This is a genomic window from Bacillus paramycoides, from assembly GCF_001884235.1.
Lineage (GTDB): Bacteria > Bacillota > Bacilli > Bacillales > Bacillaceae_G > Bacillus_A > Bacillus_A paramycoides.
The window spans coordinates 89,231-109,830 of sequence record NZ_MAOI01000015.1 but is presented as its reverse complement, the minus strand read 5'-3'; the positions used below and the strand labels follow the sequence as shown (position 1 = coordinate 109,830).

The following is a 20,600-nucleotide window of genomic DNA, read 5'->3' as shown; positions in this document are numbered from 1 at the left end:
TCACTTTATTTTTCTTGTTTTTGACCGATCCATTTTTCATACAATTTATCGTATTCCCCATTAGCCTTCATATCTTTTAGTAAACTATTAATCTCTTTCGTTAAATCGTCCGCACCTTTTTGAACTGCAATTCCGTACGGTTCATCCGTAAAGATTTTCCCAACAACTTCATAATTTGCATCTTGCTTTGCCATTCCGTACAATATCGCATTATCTGTCGTTAAAACATCTCCTTTGCCTGCCTTTAACGCTGTAAATGCCTCACTATAATTTTCAAACTCCAATACAGTCGCTTCCGGTGCCTTTTGACGAATGTTATTTGTAGACGTTGAGCCTTTCACAGCCAATACTTTTACATCTTTTTTCACATCATCAATACTTTTAATATTGCTTCCTTTTTTCACAAGTAACGATTGCCCCGCTTTAAAATATACATCTGAAAAATCAACTTCTTTTTTACGTTCTTCCGTAATCGTCATTGTTGCGATAATCACGTCAATATCACCATTTTTCAGCATAGGAATACGTGTTTTAGAAGTTACTTCTTTCAGCTCTAATTTATTTTCATCTCCAAGAATCTTTTTCGCAAGCGCCTTTGCTACATCAATATCAAATCCTTCTACCTTCCCGGTTGAAGGATTTTTCAATCCAAATAAATTCGTATCATTTTTCACCCCGACTACTAATTTCCCGCGCTTCTTAATTTGCTCAACAACTCCACCTTGCTTCGTATTTGTTTCTTTCGCCTCATCTTTTTTATTTCCACATCCAGCGACAACGAGCACGAATAGGCATGAAAATACAATTAAAGTAAACAACTTTTTCATTTTAAGCATGAAATTCCTCCTTTAATGATTTAACACCCGACTTAAAAACAAACGAGCTCTTTCTTGTTCAGGATTTGCAAAAAATTGTGCTGGTGTTGTATCTTCAATAATTTGGCCGTCATCCATAAATAAAATCCTATCTGCTACCTCACGTGCAAATCCCATCTCATGTGTGACAACAACCATCGTCATCCCTTCTTTAGCCAGCGCTTTCATAACATCAAGCACTTCACCAATCATCTCTGGATCAAGAGCAGACGTTGGCTCATCAAACAACATAGTTTTCGGCTGCATCGCAAGCCCTCTTGCAATTGCTACCCTTTGCTGTTGTCCTCCCGATAGTTGATGTGGATATACACCGGCCTTCTCCGGGATTCCTACCTTTTCTAAATAAAACATCGCTGTTTTCTCAGCTTCCTCTTTTGATGCTTTATTTACTTTAATTGGCGCCAGTGTAATATTTTGAAGTACTGTTTTATGTGGATATAAATAAAAGTGTTGAAAGACCATCCCAATATTTCGGCGCAATTCATTCATATTTGTTTTCGCATTGTGTACTTCCGTATTTTGTACAATCAATTCTCCATCAGTAATTGACTCCAATTGATTTATACACCGAAGTAACGTACTTTTCCCTGACCCTGAAGGCCCAATAACTACTACCACTTCACCCTTTTGCACTTGCACATTAATATTTTTCAAAACTTGAAAGTTACCATAATATTTATTTACATTACGAAACTCAATCAACAAACTCCCCCCTTCCCCTAACAAAGCATGTACATTCTTTTTATATTCAAAAATGGACAAAAAAATAACTTTCAGTCTCATTTTGCACATAAAAAAGAGCAAAGGGCTTTCCCTTTGCTCCTCTATTCCTATTCTATTAAGATACTTCTTCTTTTTTATCTTTCCCGTATTCATGCTCCCAGAAATCTGCATTTTTAATTCCTAACGGCTGTGGATCGAATACTGGATCTTTTCCTTCTTTTTTCTGCTTTTCATAATCCTTTAATGCGATCAATGCTGGTTTTTGTAATAATAGAATCGCAATAATATTAACCCATGCCATAATTCCTACACCAATATCACCTAAAGCCCATGCTGTTGCGGCTGTTTTTACACAACCGTAGAATACAACTCCTAAGAATACAAACTTTAGTACGATAGACATCCAAGGACGGTCTTTATCGCGGTTTAAGTAAGCAATATTCGTTTCTGCAATGTAGTAATAAGCCATAATAGTTGTAAATGCGAAGAATAATAGAGAAATTGCTACGAAAGCGTTTCCGAATCCAGGAAAAACAGATTCTACTGCTGCCTGTGTATAACCAGGACCTGGCTGTGCACCATTTAATTTATTGACGATAAAGTTTTTTCCGCTTGCATCAAATACGTTATACATGCCTGTAATAATCATCATAAATGCTGTTGCTGAACAAACAAATAATGTATCAATGTAAACGGAAAATGCTTGTACTAACCCTTGTTTAGCTGGATGTGATACTTCAGCAGCTGCCGCCGCATGAGCCCCAGTTCCTTGCCCTGCTTCATTTGAATAAATACCACGTTTTACACCCCAAGAAATTGCTAAACCAATGATTCCACCAAAAGCTGCTTCTAATGCAAATGCACTTTTTAAAATTAACATGAAAGCGTCTGGTAATTTTTCAATATTCATAGCTACAATTACACAAGCTACTAAAATGTAACCAAGCGCCATAAATGGCACTACAACTTGCGCTACGTTAGCAATTCGCTTAACTCCACCAAAAATAATAAGTGCTAATGCCGCTACTAATACCGCTCCGGATACCGAAGTATTAATGCCAAAAGCTGTTTCCAAACTTATAGCAATACTATTCGCCTGAACACCCGGTAACAGCATCCCCGTCGCAAGAATTGTTGCTGCGACGAACACTAATGCGTACCATTTAACCCCTAGTCCCTTTTCAATGTAATAAGCCGGACCACCGCGGAATTGTCCTTGATGCTTCGTCTTATATATTTGTGCAAGTGTCGATTCTACATAAGCCGAACCTGCTCCTAGAAAAGCTACCGCCCACATCCAAAAGACAGCTCCTGGACCACCAAATGCAACAGCCGTTGCAACACCCGCAATATTTCCTGTTCCAACGCGCCCTGATAATGAAAGTGCTAACGCTTGGAACGAAGAAACACCCGCATCCGATTTTTCCCCTTGAAATGTAAGCTTCACCATTTCTCCTACATGTCTTACTTGTAAAAACCTCGTTCGAATGGAAAAATATAGACCTACTCCTAAACATAAATAGACAAGTGCGGGACTCCAAACAATATTATTTATCCAACTTACGATAGCTTCCAATATTCCCCCTCCTCTTTATAAAGAATTTTCAGAATATATAAAAATTATAAATGTATACTGAATCTATGACAATATTATTTTAATAAAACAAACATATTTTTGTATAAAAAAACAAAGTATATATTTATTTTACATACTTTGTTGTGATATGAATGTATTATATATTCAAAATCGCTTCTTTCTTTATAATTCTTTCATAAAGTTGTTCTGATAATTCTCTGAAATTATCAGACATATCTTTCCCTTTAAACTTCTTTTGAATCGTACCGTATAGGCCTATATCACGCAAACGTAAAAATAACGGTAACGATTCATACCAACTATCCGCTAGCCTGTGCTCATATTCATAGCCCTTTCTTAACACTTGTAACTGTTTACGAGCAAATTCCGTCTTCTCTTCTACAGTCCACGGTGTAAAAAGTACAGAGTAATAAAGAACCATTGCTAAATCATGTATAAAGTAATTATAAGCCGCATCATCAAAATCAAAGATTGTTAACTCTTTGCCATCATAATGAAAGTTGCCTGGATGAATATCACCATGCATAAGACCGAACGTCTCCTTTTCAATTGGAAGAGCTTTTATCTCATTCATTAATACAGTTGCAATCTCTTTCACTTTCTTATCTTCTAATTCGTTAACAATTGCACTCTCATCCTCTTCCCACGTATCACGGTCATCTGTTTTAGGATAATTCATTGTCAGACGATGCAGTTGTCCAATTGCTTTTCCCCATGCTTCAAAGAAAGTATCTCCCCAATAAGGCGATTCGTCTCCTTTCACTTGCTCACCTTTCGCATATGTAAATAAGGAAACAAAAAAGAAAGTCCCATCCTCTGCTACGATTTCTTCTACAAGATTTTGAGATGTTGAGTAAAGAGGTCCCGCTACCTTTGCCCCGTTCTCCACAACATATCGTAAAAAATCTAGTTCAGCCTCTACCTCTTTTTTTGAACGATGAGAAGAATGTGTTAAACGTAATACGTGATCTTCACCATCTCTATCCTTCGCTTTAAAAATATAGTTCTCGAAATCACCAAGTGGTTTTTTTTCCACTGTCACATGAAATGACTTTGCCGCTCTTACTAAAATCTCGTTCGTAAAAACACGTTCTACAGCTATTTCCATATGTATCCCTCCTATATATCTTCTTAATTCGACATAAATGTGAGAAGTACTGCTATGAAATTAAATAGTGCGTGGGCAACCATAGCTGATAAAATAGAATTTGTTTTCTCATATAACCATGCGAATGCTACTCCGCTTAAAAAATTCACCGGTAATGTGTTGTATGTTGGGATATGAACAACAGTAAATATTATTGAACTTATAAGCATACCGCCCCATATGCCATATCTATCACGAAAAAACGTATAAAAAACACCTCGATATAAAATCTCTTCATAGATTGGTGATATAACCGCCGCTCCAATTACCGCGATGCAGAACGAATATATTGATTTATCATTTTGGACCGTCTCCGTTTTACTATTTTCAAAAGAAATCCCCAGTTTCTCCATTATCATTAATACACCAATACTAACTACAATCAAAGAAATAACCGCTACAAATGTCCACAATAAATCTTTCCATGAAAGCTTCCGAATTCCAATATCTTTCCACGACAGTTTATATCTTTTTATGCAAAAAAGATAAACTACAAAAGTAAATATCACTGCCATTATAAGTCCCATTAATACTCCAGCATATAATGAGTTCCCTATTATTTTTAAAGCATAATCATAAAAAAGAGATTCAACTGTTACTGGAACAATCAGAAATACGAAAACAAATAAATATAAAATTTCTTTCCATCCCCACATATGCTTCAAAGTCATCTATACCATCCCCTATATTCTATTTTCTTTAATACAAAAGATGACGTAACGTAACTTTCAAGCTACTTTTTTCAAATACTCCAAGCATAAATTTCTCACAAAAAGCAAAAATTAACAGAAGGAATTTTATTCTAAAAGAGGTGGAAATTATGACACAACAAGAAGAACAGCAAAAGAGCAAGAATCAAAAGCATATGTTTCCATCACTTTCGGAAAACATTAATTACATCGAAAACAAACTCTGCCATTCTGATGATATAAAAAAATTAAATGTTCCTTTTCAAAATGGAAAAGGAACGATCTTATATATCGAATCTTTAGCAGATCCAAATTTAATTCACCAATTAGCTCTTGAGCCACTATTAACTCGATCTGAGCTGTCACTAGATAAAGCTTTTTCTACGTTGTAGCTTCTATTGCTAGTTATTACTACGCTGCTTCTATAGGAATTAGACATATATTCAATCTCGCTAATCATAAAAAGGCTGTTCCCATTGTTGGACTCATTTCATTTAGTACTGCCTTATTTATAGATACACCTGAAGAATTAAAAGTACTTACACAATTTACTGATAAATTCACCTATATTTTTATAGTAATCTTACCTTTTTTATTTCTTCTTTATTCCTTACTCAGAAATAAGAAAGAAGCACAATATGCACAAAAAAATAATTAAATTAAGTGCAATCTTATGTGTTAGTTCACTCCTTTCTGGCTGTTGAGATCAAGAACCATTAAGAGAGGCAAGATTAGCTTTATTTAATAAAGACAAATTAACTGGACATTTACCCCTGAAACAAGCTGTTTTATTCGTGTTATTAACCGGAAAAATGGGAACAAGGATTATGCAAAAGTGAAGTTTAAACCCGAAGTAGAAGTGACTATTTTGTATAGTGGTGTCTTAAAGTAAAAGGTTGTATGCCGCGCGGGCATACAACCTTTTATTTCGTATATCGATATACAATTGACTCATACGGTCTCAGCACGAGATTATTTATCTTCTTGCTTGAGTCTCCATAATTGGATAATAATACTTCTTGTTTCATTCCATCCAATTGAACATTCACTGGCGCAGAATATGTTATTTCTTCTCCATAGAAGTTATTTATAACAAGTAATAATTCATTATTCATAGTGCGTGTATATGCCCAAATCTTAGGGTGATTCTTATCTAAAACATCATATTTCCCTTCTGTAATTACATCATATGTTTTTCGAAGTTCAATTAACTTTTTATAATGATAAAATACAGATTCTTTATCATTTAATGCGTTTTCCACATTAATTTCTTTATAATTTTCAGCTACGGAAATCCACGGTGTATTCGTTGTGAAACCGCTATTCACCTCTTCATTCCACTGCATCGGAGTACGTGAGTTATCACGAGATTTTTGTTTTAAAATCTCTATAATCTCTTCTTTTAATAAGCCTTCTTCCTGTTTTATATCATATATATTTAACGATTCTACATCACGATATTGCTCAATAGAACGGAAGTTAGGGTTCGTCATACCAATTTCTTCCCCTTGATAAATATAAGGCGTTCCTTGCAGCAGGTGCATAGATGTCGCTAACATTTTAGCTGATTCATTTCGGTACTTCCCATCATCCCCAAAGCGTGACACAATGCGCGGCTGATCATGATTACACCAGAATAATGCATTCCATCCTCCGCCCTTTTGCATTTCAATTTGCCAATTAGACATAATTTCTTTTAATTTAATAAAATCAAAATCAGCTTTCGTCCACTTATCACCATTCGGATAATCTACTTTTAAATGGTGGAAACTAAACGTCATGCTTAGTTCATTACGACCAGGGTTTGAATATTTAATGCAATTATCAATTGTCGTAGATGACATTTCCCCAACTGTAATAACATCTTTTCCTTCAAACACATTTCGGTTCATCTCTTGTAAATATTCATGAACGCGTGGGCCATCCGTATAATATTTACGCCCATCACTTGTAGCCGTACTTCCTTCATCACTTAAAAACCTTTGATCCTTTGAAATTAAATTAATAACATCAAGGCGGAATCCTTTTACACCTTTATCTAGCCAAAAGCGCATCATATCGTACACTTCTTCACGAAGCCTTTCATTTTCCCAATTTAAATCCGCTTGCGTTTCATCAAATAGATGTAAAAAGTATTGCTCTGTCTTTTCATCATATTTCCAAGCAGATCCGCCAAATTTAGACTGCCAATTATTCTTTTCATCACGCCAAATATAATAATTACGATACGGACTATTTTTATCTTCCTTCGCTTCTTTAAACCACTTATGCTCTGTCGAACTATGGTTTACAACAATATCGAGCATAATCTCCATATTACGTGCTTTCGCTTCTTCTAAAAGCGCTTCAAACTCTTCCATCGTTCCGTAAGACGGGTCTATACGATAATAATCACTGACATCATAACCATTATCGTTTTGTGGCGACTGGTATATCGGTGTTAACCAAATATAATCTACTCCGAGTTCTTTCAAATAATCTAGTTTCTCTGTAACTCCTTTTATATCGCCCGTTCCTTTATTGTAGTAACTATTAAAGCTCTTCGGATAAATTTGATAGACTACACTTTTATGCCAATCCTTCATGCTTAACTTCCTCCTACTTCTGTTTTACTCGTTTCGCAAATAGCCATGTTAGCGTAAATGGAATTACCACTGCTATAATCATTCCTAAAATAAACATTGGAATCGATTTCGGAATGATAGAAATAAATGCTGGCAATCCGCCAATTCCGATAGCCGGTGCTAATACGCCATTTAATGTAATGAATATCGCCGCTATAGCAGAACCAATAATCGCTGCATAGAACGGGAATTTATTTCGTAAATTCACACCGAACATCGCTGGCTCTGTAATACCGAAGTACGCTGAAATTGCTGATGTCGATGCCATGCTTTTATCATTTTGATTTTTAGAAATCCAGAACATCGCAAGTGCCGCACTACCTTGTGCAATGTTAGAAAGAGCAATCATCGGCCAAATAAACGTACCACCATGCTGTGCGATTAATTGTAAATCAATTGCAATAAACATATGATGCATACCTGTAATTACTAACGGTGCATATAATGCTCCAAATAATACAGCTCCAAGTACTGGTACTGTTTCATATACCCCTACTAATCCAGCTGTTAATAAATCTCCAATATGACGTGTAACTGGACCAATAATTCCTAATGCTAATACACCTGTTACAACGATTGTTGTAATTGGTACAACTAATAATTGAATTGCGTTTGGTACATGTTTCTTTAAAAAGATTTCTACTTTACTTAATACGAATGCTGCTACTAAAATCGGTAAAATTTGACCTTGATATCCTACTTTTTCAATTTGGAATAGACCTAAAATATCGAAGTACTCAATCTTTTGTCCATCTAAACCAGCTGCTGCTTTTCCATAATTCCAAGCATTTAATAAATCAGGATGCACAAGCATTAGTCCCATAACAATCCCAAGTATCGGACTACCACCAAAACGCTTCGTCGCTGACCAACCGACAAGTGCTGGCAAAAATACAAATGCTGTATTAGCCATCATATTAATTAAATCCCAAAGTCCACTTAAGTTCGGATAAACATCTAATAAATTTTTCCCATCAAAGAATAAGTCCTTCGCTCCTAACAGGTTATTAATCCCCATTAGTAAACCTGCCGTAATAATCGCTGGTAAAATCGGCATAAATACATCTGAAAATACTTTTACAAACTTTTGAACTGGATTTAATTTTTTATCCCCTGAATCTTTTACATCAGCTACTGTCGATTCTTTCATACCTGCAAGCGTTATCAATTCAGCGTAAACACGATCTACGTCTCCTGGGCCAATTACAATTTGAAATACCCCAGCGTTATGAAACGCTCCCTTCACTAATGAAACAGACTGCAATTTATCATTATCTATTTTACTTTCATCCTTTAAAGCTATACGGAGCCTCGTTACACAGTGCGCAGCTTGTTCAATATTGTCTTTCCCTCCAATATACTGCAGCACTTCTTCTGCTGTTTTACGATAGTCTTTCCCCATATTCCCGTCCCTCTTTTCTTTTTTTGATACCGTTTACAATTACATATTAACTCGTATATATAAGTTAGTCAACACTTGTATATACGAGTTGGTTATTTTTTTATAAAAAAAGAGATGAAACGTTATTCGTTCCATCTCTTTATTTTCTTCGCGCCACATCCGAAAAGTGAAAGATATCTAAACGGTGACGTGATTCCGTATATTCGAATTGACTCCCATCGTACAAATGCGTAAAGTTTTTTACAACGACAACATAGTCTGTTCCATTTAAATCTAAATACTTTCGGTCATTATCTGTACATGGCTGTACTTCAATTACCCTCTGTGAATAACTAATATGTAGTCCTAATTCTTTCTCAATGTATTTATAAATCGATTCAGTTGCAATTTCTCTCGTTAATCCTGGAATATATTCAGATACAAAATGGTTTATATCTAAAATTACTTTTTCTCCGTCAATATTTCGCACGCGTTTAATATGATCTATTTCTGTGTTTTCTTTCACGTTTAATAACTTTGCTACATCTTTCGTCGCTTTCATTTTCTCTATTTCCACGACATCTGTAATACAATGACGGCCTAAACGCTCGTTTTCTTCTTGAAAACTTATAATGCCTCCAAAGTTAAATTCAATATTTTTTCGCTTTAAAACAAAAACACCTTTTCCATGTATTTTTTGAACATATCCACGCTCTTGCAATAAATCTACAGCTTTTCTTACAGTACCTCGACTTGCCTCATACTGCTTCATTAATTCTGTTTCTGATGGAATTTTGCATCCTTCTTTTAATTGTTTATTATCAATAGACTTGCTGATTTCTGTATAAATTTGTTCATACTTACTCATCATCTACAATAACCCCTTGTCACCTTCTAATTCTATATGTATTATACCATGCTACACTCTTCTGCCAATCTCTCACTTATTTTCCAGTACAAGAAAAATATAGATAAATATTTAGTCTCTAAAACGTATTTTTATAATTTTTTTTATATTTTTCTTTTCATTCAAAAAAACATGTAGTATACTAACTTCAAAATCAGAGGAGAAAGGGAGCAAAGAACTATGCTTACTTATACAACTGTAGTTACATTTGCACAAAAACATCATCATCATACTTAACCCTTGAAACCTAGCGGAAAAATTACGCGTAGGTACAAGGGTTATTCCCATTGTACCTACGCTTTGGCAAAGAGCCATGTAGGTATTTTTTATCTACATGGCTCTTTTTTTATTGCATAAAAAGCTAGTAAAAAATGATGTTTAAGCAAAACTTACTACAAAGGAGTTAACAAAAATGGAAACGAAAAAATGGGGATTATGGATTTTAACAGCTTTTGTTATCGGAAATATGGTTGGGGGCGGTGTATTTATGCTTCCAGCAAACTTAGCACAAGTATCAGGTCCAATGGGCTCTACACTTGCTTGGAGTATTACAGGACTTGGTGTATTTATGATTGCACTCGTATTCGGAAATTTAGCAATTCGCAAGCCAGAATTAAAAGCCGGGCCACAAAGTTATGCTCAAGCAATGTTTCCTTCTCAAAAGGCAGGTAAAGTTGCAGGATATAGTATGGCTTGGGGATACTGGGCTGCTAACTGGGCTGCTACAGCATCTGTAATTATTTCCTTCGCAGGATATTTATCAACATTCTTTCCCGTTTTACAAAGTAAGCAAATTCTCTTTTCAATAAATGGATTTTCACTAGAACTAGGAAAAGGGTTAACTTTCCTAGTATGTAGCCTTATGTTATGGGGAATTCAATATATTCTTTCTCAAAATATTGATCGAGCTGGAAATATGAACCTTCTTGCTACCATTGCAAAAATTATCGGATTTACAATGTTTATTGTGATCACATTATTCATTTTTAATGCCTCTAATTTCGGAGACGGTCAAACATTTATGAATGAAGCAGGGCAATCCATTTCGTTAGGTGGACAAATCAATTCAGCTGCTATTAAAACACTTTGGGCCTTTATCGGCATTGAATCAGCCGTTATGCTTTCTAACCGAGCAAAATCTCAGCGCGATGTTAAGAAAGCTACGATTTTCGGATTAATTATCGCTCTTCTTATTTACATGGCAATTACTTTACTGACAATGGGTGCTCTTCCACAAGATGCATTAAAAGAGTCTCAAAAGCCATTAGTAGATGCATTAAATTTAGCGATTGGTACTAAAGGTGCTTATATAATGGCACTACTTGCGCTCGTATCTTTATTTGGATCCACTGTAGGCTGGATCGTTGTTAGCTCAGAAGTGCCTTACCAAGCAGCAAAAAATGGACTTTTCCCTAAGATTTTCGGAAAAACGAATAAAAAAGGAAGTCCTTCAAAATCATTATTTATTACAAATGTGATGACGCAAATTTTCTTATTTTCGACGATTTCTGGTACTGTTTCGGAAGCATATAATTTCGTTATTGTTGTAGCAACATTAGCATATTTAATTCCGTACCTTGTTTCTACCTTGTACCAATTAAAATTAGTTATTACGGGAGAAACGTATGACATAATGCCTGGATCCCGAGTAAAAGATGGAATCATTACTGCATTAGCATTTTTATATTCCATTTGGGTGATTAAAACAGGAACTGCTGATTTAAAAACGTTCTTCTTAGGAATTGGTTTGTTTGTAGTAGGTCTTATTCTTTATCCAGTTTTAATGAAAAATCCACAAAAAAACTAGTAAAAAAGAGAAGCTTTCCGCTTCTCTTTTTTTATTAAAAATCGTTTATTAACTTTTCTTTTAACTCTCCTACCGTTAAAGGTTTTGCATAATAAAACCCCTGTACATAATCACAACCCATTGATTTCAATAAACTTTCTTGTTCTACCGTTTCTACCCCTTCAGCAACTACTGCCAAATTTAAACTATGAGCAATTTCAGTAACGGATTTCACAATCGTTCTCTCTGGTTGTGCGTGATCATAATGAAACTCCCGAATAAAATTACGATCGATTTTTACAATATCAAGTGGGAGTTGTTTTAAATAATATAATGAAGAATAGCCTGTTCCGAAATCGTCTAAGGCGATTAAAACTCCCATACTTCTTAATTCTTGTAATGTAGCGATAATATAATCAAAATGGCGTACAGCTATACTTTCTGTTATTTCTAATATTAAACGATTCGGTGGAAATCCAGTTCGCTTTAATATACTACGAACAGATAAAATAAAACGCTTTTGCATCAATTGCTGTATTGATAAATTAACAGATAATCTCAGCCCTTCTTGATACTCTGGTAATGTTTTAAACAATCGACATGACTTTTCTAATACCCAGTCTCCTAGTTTTATAATAAGCCCACACTCTTCAGCTACAGGGATAAATTCACTTGGTGAAATAGGACCTTCTTCTGTCGTACAACGTACTAAAGCCTCAACACCAGTACATTTCTTTGTTTTCAAATCAATAATCGGCTGTAATACCACTTTTAATTCTTCGTCACGAATTGCTTTTTGCAAAGCAAACTCTATTTTCATTCTACGGTTTATTTTCGCACGTAATTCATCTGTAAAGAAGCACGCTGCATTTCTTCCTTGCTCCTTTGCACTATACATGGCTAAATCCGAATTTTTCAATAAAGCTTCAACATCTTTTCCATCTTGTGGATATGAGCATAGTCCTAAGCTAGCAGAAATATATACTTCATGACCTTCAAGCATAAATGGTGCTTGGAAGCACGACAATACGGATGTCGCTAATTGCCTCATCTCATCTTGTGTATGATTTTTTGTTAGTAGAACAAATTCGTCTCCACCAAGCCTAGCTAGAACATCTTTCTCTCCTAGCACATAATGTAACCGTGAGGCCACCTCACTTAAAAGTAAATCTCCTATCATATGACCTAACGTATCATTTACTAATTTAAAACGATCTAAATCAAAGTAAATCATGCCAAACTCTTGCTTCTCTGCAATCATCTCATTTACAGTCGTTATTAACTGCAAACGATTTGGTAAACTCGTTAAAGCATCATGATAAGCAAGTTCCCTATAACGGCTTTCACTTAATCTTAAACGTTGTTCCGTCGCTTTCCTACTACTAATATCATTTCGAATTGCAATAAATTGATAAGGTTCTCCTGTTTCATTTAAAAATGGAACAATTGTTGTTTTAACCCAATAATATGTACCATCTTTTGCTTGATTTCGAATTTCACCTGTCCAGACTTTTCCACTCAAAATACGTTTCCATAAATTTTTAAAAAATGCTTTCGGATGGTATCCCGAATTTAAAATACGATGATCTTTTCCAATTAACTCTTCTCTTTTATATTTTGAGATTTTACAAAATTTATCATTTACATATGTAATAAGACCATTTCGATCTGTAATAGCAACAATTGAAGACTCATCTAATGCTAATTTTAAATCTCGCAATGAAGAGTCATATAATGCATGACCTCTTTGTTCTAGCATGCGCACCTCTCCTTGCTTCCTATCTGGCTAAAACACAACTTGTTTCTCTTCATAGAAATAGAGATATTTCATTTTCTAACTAATGTGCCTTTACATTAATCACAATTTTTTAAAATAGGCCGATTAAAATAACATAATATTATTTATAAGAAAAAGCAATATAGTGCTATTTTAATTATATTAGGGAATTATTTCCTCTCTGATTATCTGACCTTATTATATAATATTCTTCTTACATTCTATTCATTTATAAAGTGAAAATTTAACCCCTATCACCTAACCCTATGCTTTCATGAATCATTGAGGTATAAATCTAACTACCTACAAATAGCAGAATTAATATTAAAACATAAAAATATATTCATTTATAAATATTATGTGTGTGGATTTATATCGGTATTTATTTTTGAATTACAATAATAAAATATTAACATATTTCCACCTTATTTTTGGAAGTTTTTTTAAATAAATACATTATTAGACTAAAAAAGAGGATATCCTCTTTTTTAGTCTAATAATGCGGGTACGATGTTTGCTGATAAACTGGATATGGTGTTGGGTACGGTGCAGGATAAGTTACCGGATATGGCGCTGGATAATATCCACCACTAGCTGTACTTGTTAATGCTCCAGCCGTAAGCCCTCCTAATACTCCACCTGCAAAACTTCCTGGAAAAAATCCTCCTCCTCCCCACGAGCCGCCACCCCAGCCCCATCCACCACCGTGATGATGGTGGTGATCATAATGGTTGTGTCCTCCGTGATAATTATGTCCGCCATGATGATGATGCCCTCCACCCCCATGGTGATTACGATAATATCCGCCATCATTTCCTATATAGTTCATTTTGCTTCCTCTCCTTTTCAATTTCCCTACTTTAATATGTGCTGTATGAATAGTAAGGATACTGTTGATAATCCGTATAATATGGAGTATCTGAATAATATGGATGGCCATATCCGCCATGTCCGAAGCCTCCAACTGGACGGCTGTAAACTTTATTCATCCCCTTTTCTATATAAAAACGTAACAATATACTGTATGTAGGACAAATGCGGAAAGCATGGGGAAAATGTCTATATTTTGTAAAAAAAACAAAACACTTTATAATAAGAATGTCGGATTACACCTTTTATATAAGAAGTCTATATTTCAGAAAGATTAGAGGAATTTTATAGAAATGAAGAAACCTATCGTTCAATTATTATTAATATTTACAGTCGTATCTATCGTTCTTTTCTTGATAAATACATCGTATATTTCGGTATATACATTTGTCGGTGCTCTGTGGTCCATCACAATCATAGGAATTTCATTCGTTATTTTTATCGAAAACAGGTCTCCTCAAAGCACCTTAGCATGGTTTTTAGTATTAGTACTTCTCCCTTTTGTAGGTGTGCTTTTATACTCCGTTTTCGGGCGTAGCCGTTGGAGAAGAAAAAAACATCTCCATCGTTCAGAAGAACAAAGAAAATTATTCCGTGAAATTTTAGAAGGAAGACGACTAGAATTATCACTCACAGTTCCATTAAGTGAGCGTTCTACACATTTAACAGAAGTCGTACAAAAATTCGGAGGCGGTCCTGCCGCAGATAGAACGACTACAAAACTTTTAACAAACGGAGATCAAACATTTTCAGAAATTCTACAAGCCATCGAGCATGCAAAACATCATATACATATTCAATACTATATTTATAAATCTGATGAGATCGGTACAAAAGTTCGAGATGCTTTAATAAAAAAAGCAAAAGACGGTGTTATTGTACGCTTCCTTTATGATGGACTCGGAAGTAACACGTTAAGAAGACGATTTTTACAGCCTATGAAAGAAGCTGGAATTGAAATTGTAGAATTTGACCCTATTTTTTCAGCTTGGTTACTTGAAACGGTCAATTATCGTAACCATCGTAAAATTGTTATTGTAGATGGAGAAATTGGGTTTACTGGAGGACTCAACGTCGGTGACGAATATCTCGGCCGTTCAAAGAAATTTCCCGTTTGGCGTGATAGTCATTTAAAAATAGAAGGAAAAGCATTATATAAATTACAAGCAATCTTTCTAGAAGATTGGCTTTATGCCTCTAGTGGTTTGAATACGTATTCTTGGGATCAATTTATGAATAGACAATACTTCCCTGGTAAAGAAATTTCGAATGCAGAAGGTGCTGTTCAAATTGTAGCAAGTGGACCAAGCTCCGATGATAAAAGTATTCGTAATACATTACTAGCTGTTATGGGCTCTGCCAAAAAATCTATTTGGATCGCTACACCATACTTTATTCCAGATCAAGAAACTTTAACATTATTACGCTTAAGTGCAATATCCGGCATAGATGTACGCATTTTATATCCAGGTAAAAGTGATAGCATTATTAGTGATCAAGCATCTCAATCCTATTTCACTCCACTTTTAAAAGCTGGTGCTTCCATTTACAGTTATAAAGATGGTTTTATGCATGCGAAAATTGTACTCGTTGATGATAAGATCGCAACAATTGGAACAGCAAATATGGATGTGCGTAGCTTTGAATTAAATTATGAAATTATTAGTGTACTTTATGAATCAGAAACCGTTCATGATATTAAGCACGATTTTGAAGAAGACTTTAAGCATTCCACTGAAATTAAATGGAACTCTTTCCAAAAAAGAAGTATAAAAAAACGAATATTAGAGTCTTTCATGCGACTCATTTCTCCTTTACTATAAGCAATCAATATAATATTGATTGCTTTTTCTTTTACATTTCCCCTCTCTCCTTTTCTTTGCATACCATATTAAAACAAGTTATCATAAGATGTATTACTTTATGAAAATAATGTTAGGTGGGAAATACATGTTAGAACAATTTCATATACATGCTGATTTAAAACAACAGCTTTCAGCAATTCACGAAAAGAATAAACAAGAAGCTGGCGAAAATGCACATTTAATTGGAAGTAAAATATATAAAGCATCTGATAACAGCATTATTGAGGATGCAATTACAGCACTTTTACTTGGTAAAAATATTCTATTAAAAGGACCGACTGGTAGTGGTAAAACAGTACTAGCGGAAACTCTTTCTTCTTTATTCCAAAAACCAATGCATAGCATTAACTGTTCTGTCGACTTAGATGTAGAAGGTATTTTAGGATACAACACATTACAAACAAAAGACAGCGCATCTGAAGTTACATTCGTTAACGGTCCTCTTATGAAGGCAATGAAGAGCGGTCATTTCCTATATATTGATGAAATCAATATGGCAAAACCTGAAACATTACCACTTCTTCACGGTGCGTTAGATTACCGTAAAATGATTACAAACCCATTTACACAAGAAGTTGTATACGGTGATAACGAATATCGCGTAATTGCTGCGATTAACGAAGGTTATGTTGGGACAAGTGAACTAAACGAAGCATTAAAAAACCGTTTCGTTATTATTGAAGTTCCTTACATTCAAGGTGATACATTAAAAGAACTATTATTAGCAGAATCAAAATTAAAAGATACTGCAACAATTGAAAAATTCGTTGCATTTGCAAGCGACCTTATGCCTTTAGCGCGTGATGGACGCGTAAGTGAAGAAGCAGCGAGTATTCGTGGTATTATCGACGCATGTGATTTAGGTGTATATATTCCTGTTATGCGTGCAATTGAACGTAGTATTATCGCAAAATTAAATGATGAAACAGAACAAATGACTGTCCGTGAATTAGCAGAAAGTTATTTCTTTGAGGGATAATTCATGAGACAAATTTTTAGTGACAAAAAAATTGATGCGTCGCTGTTTTTGCAAATGGAAAACTTAATGTATGCCCTTCTAAAAGAAGACGATGCCTATCTTGAGTATGGTTACAAAGCATACTACGACGAAATTGAAAAAAAGGTTGTCATTAGTCACTTTTGGGATGATCGAAAAGAAGAGGATACAGTAATCGGATTAAAAAGCGAAGTGTTTTTAAAAGCACTTGGCAATAAACATTACTCGGACATGACTTTAATTCGCTCTTACGCAATCGAATTACAAGAATCTCCTCTAAAAAAGTTTTTAACACAATTATTTGTTCTATTAGAAGATTTACGTGTCGAGGAAATCGTCAAAAGTTTACGTCCTGGCACAAAGCATATTTTTAAGCGCCGAAAAGAAATGTACCGCAATTACTTTGGCTCACAAAATGAAATAAATCGCGTTCGTAACTATCACGGTGATCGTCTATTTTGTCTATGCTATCTTTCATTAACGAGCGATAAATATGAAATGTTTAATAATGAATATTTTGAGCAAATTGAAACGATTTTACATGAAACATTCCAAACTCGTAATACGGAAGATATTATGTATATTGTTGAAAAAATTCGTTATCGCCTAGAAAGTCTTCTTGAAACTGATATGATTAACAACTATTTCGGACATGCTCCGCTTTATTTATCTGTTATTGCAGATGAAAAGAACTGCCGCGTCGAAGAATTAGCAAATGATGATACGCAGCTCATAGATGATGACGATAATAAAAACAAAATGGATGAAAGCTTCTCCACATGGCATCGTGAAAATAAAAATAACGAAAACGAGAACTTTTTACGCTTCGAATTAGAAAGCGGCACAAAAACAAACATGATGGGTGATACGGCTCGCGAATCAGAAGATGGTGATCAAGCACTTGGTTCTGTACAAGGTACTTCTCAAAAAAGTACGCAATCTAACTTCGATGGTGCTGATACAGAAGAAGCAAGAGCATCTCACGCTTCTAGTCAGAACGAAGGCATATACGGCAAATATAATGTGGGAGCTTCTCATACATTTAAAGAAGCACGTAAACCAAACCCTGACGAGAAAAAAGATTATCAAGCCATCAAATCAGTTGTTAATAAAGATGTAAAAGAATTAAAGAAAATTATTGAAAAAACAATTGAAAATAAAACGAATGCAAATAGTGATAAATATTACGGAAGACTTCGTAAAAAATTCCTTCGTATTTATACAGAAAAACAGCCGCGCATGTTTTATAAAAAGGGACAAGAATCTCAAGAACTTGACGTTGCATTCCAACTATTAGTTGACTGCTCTGGCTCTATGTATAACAAAATGGAAGAAACAAAAAAGAGTGTTGTACTATTCCATGAAGCTTTAAAATCTTTAAAAATCCCGCACGCTATTAGCGGATTCTGGGAAGATGCTTCTAGTGCTAAACCTGAAGATAAACCGAACGTTATCCATGAGGTTGTGACGTATAAAAACTCAACGTTACCAAACGTCGGTCCAGAAATTATGCAGCTTCGTGAAGAAGAAGATAACCGTGACGGGTATATTATTCGTATCGTTTCTGAAAAGCTTGCGAAGAGACCAGAAAAGCATAAATTCTTACTTGTCTTTACAGATGGTGAACCTTCTGCACTAGACTATCAACAAGACGGCATTTTAGATACACATGAAGCTGTCAAACTTGCTCGTAAAAGTGGAATGGAAGTAATCGGCATATTCATCGAAGAAGGCGAAGCGAAAGAAGCAACGTATCAATTGATGAAAAACATTTATAACCATCACTTCTTAGTTGCAAATCATGCTGAAGATTTACGCCTGAAGATCAAACCACTATTGAAGAAGCTATTACTGAAAACGATTGAATAGAAAAAAGGAGCTCATTTGGCTCCTTTTTCTTTATTTACTTACTTTGTTTCTGGTTGAAACTTGTATGGAATGGCTACTTCTAATAATAATTCGAACTCTCCATCGTAGTATGGGAATCGCTCGTTCGCGATTTTTCTATCCACCCACTCGATTGCGGAGATTTCTCCTTCATCTTCTGCACAAAGTTCACCTGTTACTACATTTACTTGGAATGTAAAAAATAGCGCATGATTCCCTGATTCTTCAAAGAATTTTTCATTGATCGCAACAAGTCCTCCTGGCTCAGCTGTTAACCCTGTCTCTTCTTTCACTTCTCTTACTAGTGCTTGCTCTAATGTTTCGCCTTTTTCAACAGCCCCGCCTGGTAGTGACCAAACGTTTTGTTCTACATTATGTACCATTAATATTGTATCTCTTTTTTCGTCATGTATTAGTGCATATACGACATCAACTCTTTGCATGTTGCTCTTTTCTCCCCTCTCAAAAAGAACGAAGAGCCAATTCCTAAGAATCGGCTCTTCCTATTAATTCATCACTAACTCAGCTGTGAGCTTTTTTTTTAACTTCGCCAACATATCAGTTGTCATTTTGTCTAAATCGTATTCTGCTTTAAAGCCCCACTCTTTCATTGCTGCTGTTGCATCAATAGAGTTTGGCCAGCTATCAGCGATTGTTTGACGAGCTGGATCTACAGCGTATTCCATTGTAAAGCTCGGAATGTGTTTACGAATTGATGCCGCGATTTGCTCTGGCTCAAAGCTCATTGCTGTAATGTTGAACGCATTTCTATGCACTAGTTTACTTGGATCAGCTTCCATTAATGAAATGATCGCTTGCAAAGCATCCGGCATATACATCATATCCATGTACGTTCCTTCAGCAATGTATGAGGTGTATGCACCTTTTTTAATCGCCTCATAATAAATTTCAACTGCATAATCAGTCGTTCCGCCACCTGGAGGAGCTACATAAGAAATTAAACCTGGGAAACGTACGCCGCGCGTATCAACGCCAAACTTTTGATGATAATAATCACATAGTAATTCTCCTGCTACTTTGTTTACCCCATACATCGTAGTAGGACGCTGAATTGTATCTTGTGGTGTATTATCTTTTGGCGTTGATGGACCGAATGCACCGATAGAACTTGGCGTGAAAAACTTACAGTTTAATTCACGTGCTGCTTCTAATGCATTTACAAGTCCGCCCATATTTAAATTCCAAGCAAATAACGGATTTTTTTCTGCTGTTGCTGAAAGTAAAGCCGCTAAATGAATAACTGTATCCACTTCATTACGCTTTGCAATATCATGTAATTTTTGTCCATCTGTTACATCTAACGTTTCAAATGGACCTGACTTTACTACATCGCTATCCGTTTCACGAATATCTGTTGCAATAACATTTGATGCACCGTATACATCACGAAGTTTCATTACAAGTTCAGAACCAATTTGCCCTAAAGAACCGGTTACTAGAATTTTTTTCATTTT

16 protein-coding genes and 3 pseudogenes are annotated in these 20,600 nt (G+C 35.2%); 6 read left to right on the top strand and 13 right to left on the bottom strand.

Annotated features, from left to right (window positions below; all coding sequences use genetic code 11):
* Positions 1–5: 5 nt before the first annotated feature.
* From glnH to BAU28_RS01985, 5 genes are all read right to left on the bottom strand, one after another.
* Positions 6–836: a glutamine ABC transporter substrate-binding protein GlnH gene (glnH, locus tag BAU28_RS02005; RefSeq protein WP_048370736.1), complete on the bottom strand. Its 831-nt coding sequence runs from the start codon at positions 834–836 to the stop codon at positions 6–8.
* Between the two features lie 12 nt (positions 837–848).
* Entirely contained in the window at positions 849–1,769 is a 921-nt protein-coding gene (locus BAU28_RS02000) for an amino acid ABC transporter ATP-binding protein (RefSeq protein WP_116500268.1), read from the bottom strand.
* Entirely contained in the window at positions 1,714–3,174 is a 1,461-nt protein-coding gene (locus tag BAU28_RS01995) for an alanine/glycine:cation symporter family protein (RefSeq protein ID WP_071717562.1), read from the bottom strand. The genes BAU28_RS02000 and BAU28_RS01995 overlap by 56 nt, the downstream gene beginning before the upstream one ends.
* Positions 3,175–3,331: 157 nt before the next feature.
* Positions 3,332–4,303: a phosphotransferase enzyme family protein gene (locus BAU28_RS01990; RefSeq protein ID WP_071717561.1), complete on the bottom strand. Its 972-nt coding sequence runs from the start codon at positions 4,301–4,303 to the stop codon at positions 3,332–3,334.
* Positions 4,304–4,326: 23 nt separating this feature from the next.
* Positions 4,327–5,013, bottom strand: coding sequence for a CPBP family intramembrane glutamic endopeptidase (locus BAU28_RS01985; RefSeq protein ID WP_071717560.1), 687 nt, complete (start codon positions 5,011–5,013; stop codon positions 4,327–4,329).
* 149 nt (positions 5,014–5,162) lie between these two features.
* On the opposite strand from BAU28_RS01985, the pseudogene BAU28_RS01980 reads away from it, so the two are divergent.
* Both BAU28_RS01980 and BAU28_RS01975 read left to right on the top strand, forming a co-directional pair.
* Positions 5,163–5,420, top strand: a pseudogene (locus BAU28_RS01980) (spore germination protein); the annotation flags it as partial.
* A pseudogene (locus tag BAU28_RS01975) lies at positions 5,417–5,689 on the top strand (GerAB/ArcD/ProY family transporter); the annotation flags it as partial. The pseudogenes BAU28_RS01980 and BAU28_RS01975, both read left to right, overlap by 4 nt.
* 265 nt (positions 5,690–5,954) lie before the next feature.
* Here the strand turns inward: BAU28_RS01975 and treC are convergent.
* The 3 genes from treC to treR all read right to left on the bottom strand — a co-directional run bounded on the left by treC (position 5,955) and on the right by treR (position 9,907).
* Positions 5,955–7,616, bottom strand: coding sequence for an alpha,alpha-phosphotrehalase (treC, locus tag BAU28_RS01970; protein ID WP_071717559.1), 1,662 nt, complete (start codon positions 7,614–7,616; stop codon positions 5,955–5,957).
* A 13-nt stretch (positions 7,617–7,629) separates the two neighbouring features.
* Complete coding sequence (treP, locus tag BAU28_RS01965) at positions 7,630–9,057, bottom strand: PTS system trehalose-specific EIIBC component (protein WP_071717558.1); 1,428 nt, start codon at positions 9,055–9,057, stop codon at positions 7,630–7,632.
* A gap of 139 nt (positions 9,058–9,196) precedes the next feature.
* Complete coding sequence (treR, locus tag BAU28_RS01960; protein ID WP_071717557.1) at positions 9,197–9,907, bottom strand: trehalose operon repressor; 711 nt, start codon at positions 9,905–9,907, stop codon at positions 9,197–9,199.
* Between the two features lie 448 nt (positions 9,908–10,355).
* Between treR and BAU28_RS01955 the strand changes: the two genes are divergently transcribed.
* Positions 10,356–11,750, top strand: coding sequence for an amino acid permease (locus BAU28_RS01955; protein ID WP_071717556.1), 1,395 nt, complete (start codon positions 10,356–10,358; stop codon positions 11,748–11,750).
* A 34-nt stretch (positions 11,751–11,784) separates the two neighbouring features.
* On the opposite strand, the gene BAU28_RS01950 is transcribed toward BAU28_RS01955, so the two are convergent.
* The 3 genes and pseudogenes from BAU28_RS01950 to BAU28_RS31510 all read right to left on the bottom strand — a co-directional run bounded on the left by BAU28_RS01950 (position 11,785) and on the right by BAU28_RS31510 (position 14,606).
* Complete coding sequence (locus tag BAU28_RS01950) at positions 11,785–13,488, bottom strand: putative bifunctional diguanylate cyclase/phosphodiesterase (RefSeq protein WP_048370718.1); 1,704 nt, start codon at positions 13,486–13,488, stop codon at positions 11,785–11,787.
* 511 nt (positions 13,489–13,999) lie between these two features.
* Positions 14,000–14,335, bottom strand: coding sequence for a hypothetical protein (locus BAU28_RS01945; protein ID WP_071717555.1), 336 nt, complete (start codon positions 14,333–14,335; stop codon positions 14,000–14,002).
* Positions 14,336–14,366: 31 nt separating this feature from the next.
* Positions 14,367–14,606: pseudogene (locus BAU28_RS31510) on the bottom strand (hypothetical protein).
* Positions 14,607–14,669: 63 nt separating this feature from the next.
* Here BAU28_RS31510 and BAU28_RS01940 point away from each other — a divergent pair.
* From BAU28_RS01940 to BAU28_RS01930, 3 genes are all read left to right on the top strand, one after another.
* On the top strand, positions 14,670–16,199 hold the full coding sequence (locus BAU28_RS01940) for a cardiolipin synthase (RefSeq protein WP_025149793.1): 1,530 nt from the start codon (positions 14,670–14,672) through the stop codon (positions 16,197–16,199).
* 127 nt (positions 16,200–16,326) lie between these two features.
* Positions 16,327–17,220 (top strand): ATP-binding protein, encoded by an 894-nt coding sequence (locus BAU28_RS01935; RefSeq protein ID WP_071717554.1) that lies wholly within the window; start codon positions 16,327–16,329, stop codon positions 17,218–17,220.
* Between the two features lie 3 nt (positions 17,221–17,223).
* On the top strand, positions 17,224–19,107 hold the full coding sequence (locus tag BAU28_RS01930) for a vWA domain-containing protein (RefSeq protein WP_071717553.1): 1,884 nt from the start codon (positions 17,224–17,226) through the stop codon (positions 19,105–19,107).
* Positions 19,108–19,145: 38 nt separating this feature from the next.
* Here BAU28_RS01930 and BAU28_RS01925 read toward each other — a convergent pair whose 3' ends face one another.
* Both BAU28_RS01925 and BAU28_RS01920 read right to left on the bottom strand, forming a co-directional pair.
* A complete protein-coding gene (locus BAU28_RS01925) occupies positions 19,146–19,568 on the bottom strand; it encodes an NUDIX hydrolase (protein WP_071717552.1) in 423 nt (140 codons plus the stop codon).
* Positions 19,569–19,631: 63 nt separating this feature from the next.
* Entirely contained in the window at positions 19,632–20,597 is a 966-nt protein-coding gene (locus tag BAU28_RS01920) for an L-threonine 3-dehydrogenase (RefSeq protein ID WP_071717551.1), read from the bottom strand.
* Positions 20,598–20,600: the final 3 nt, after the last annotated feature.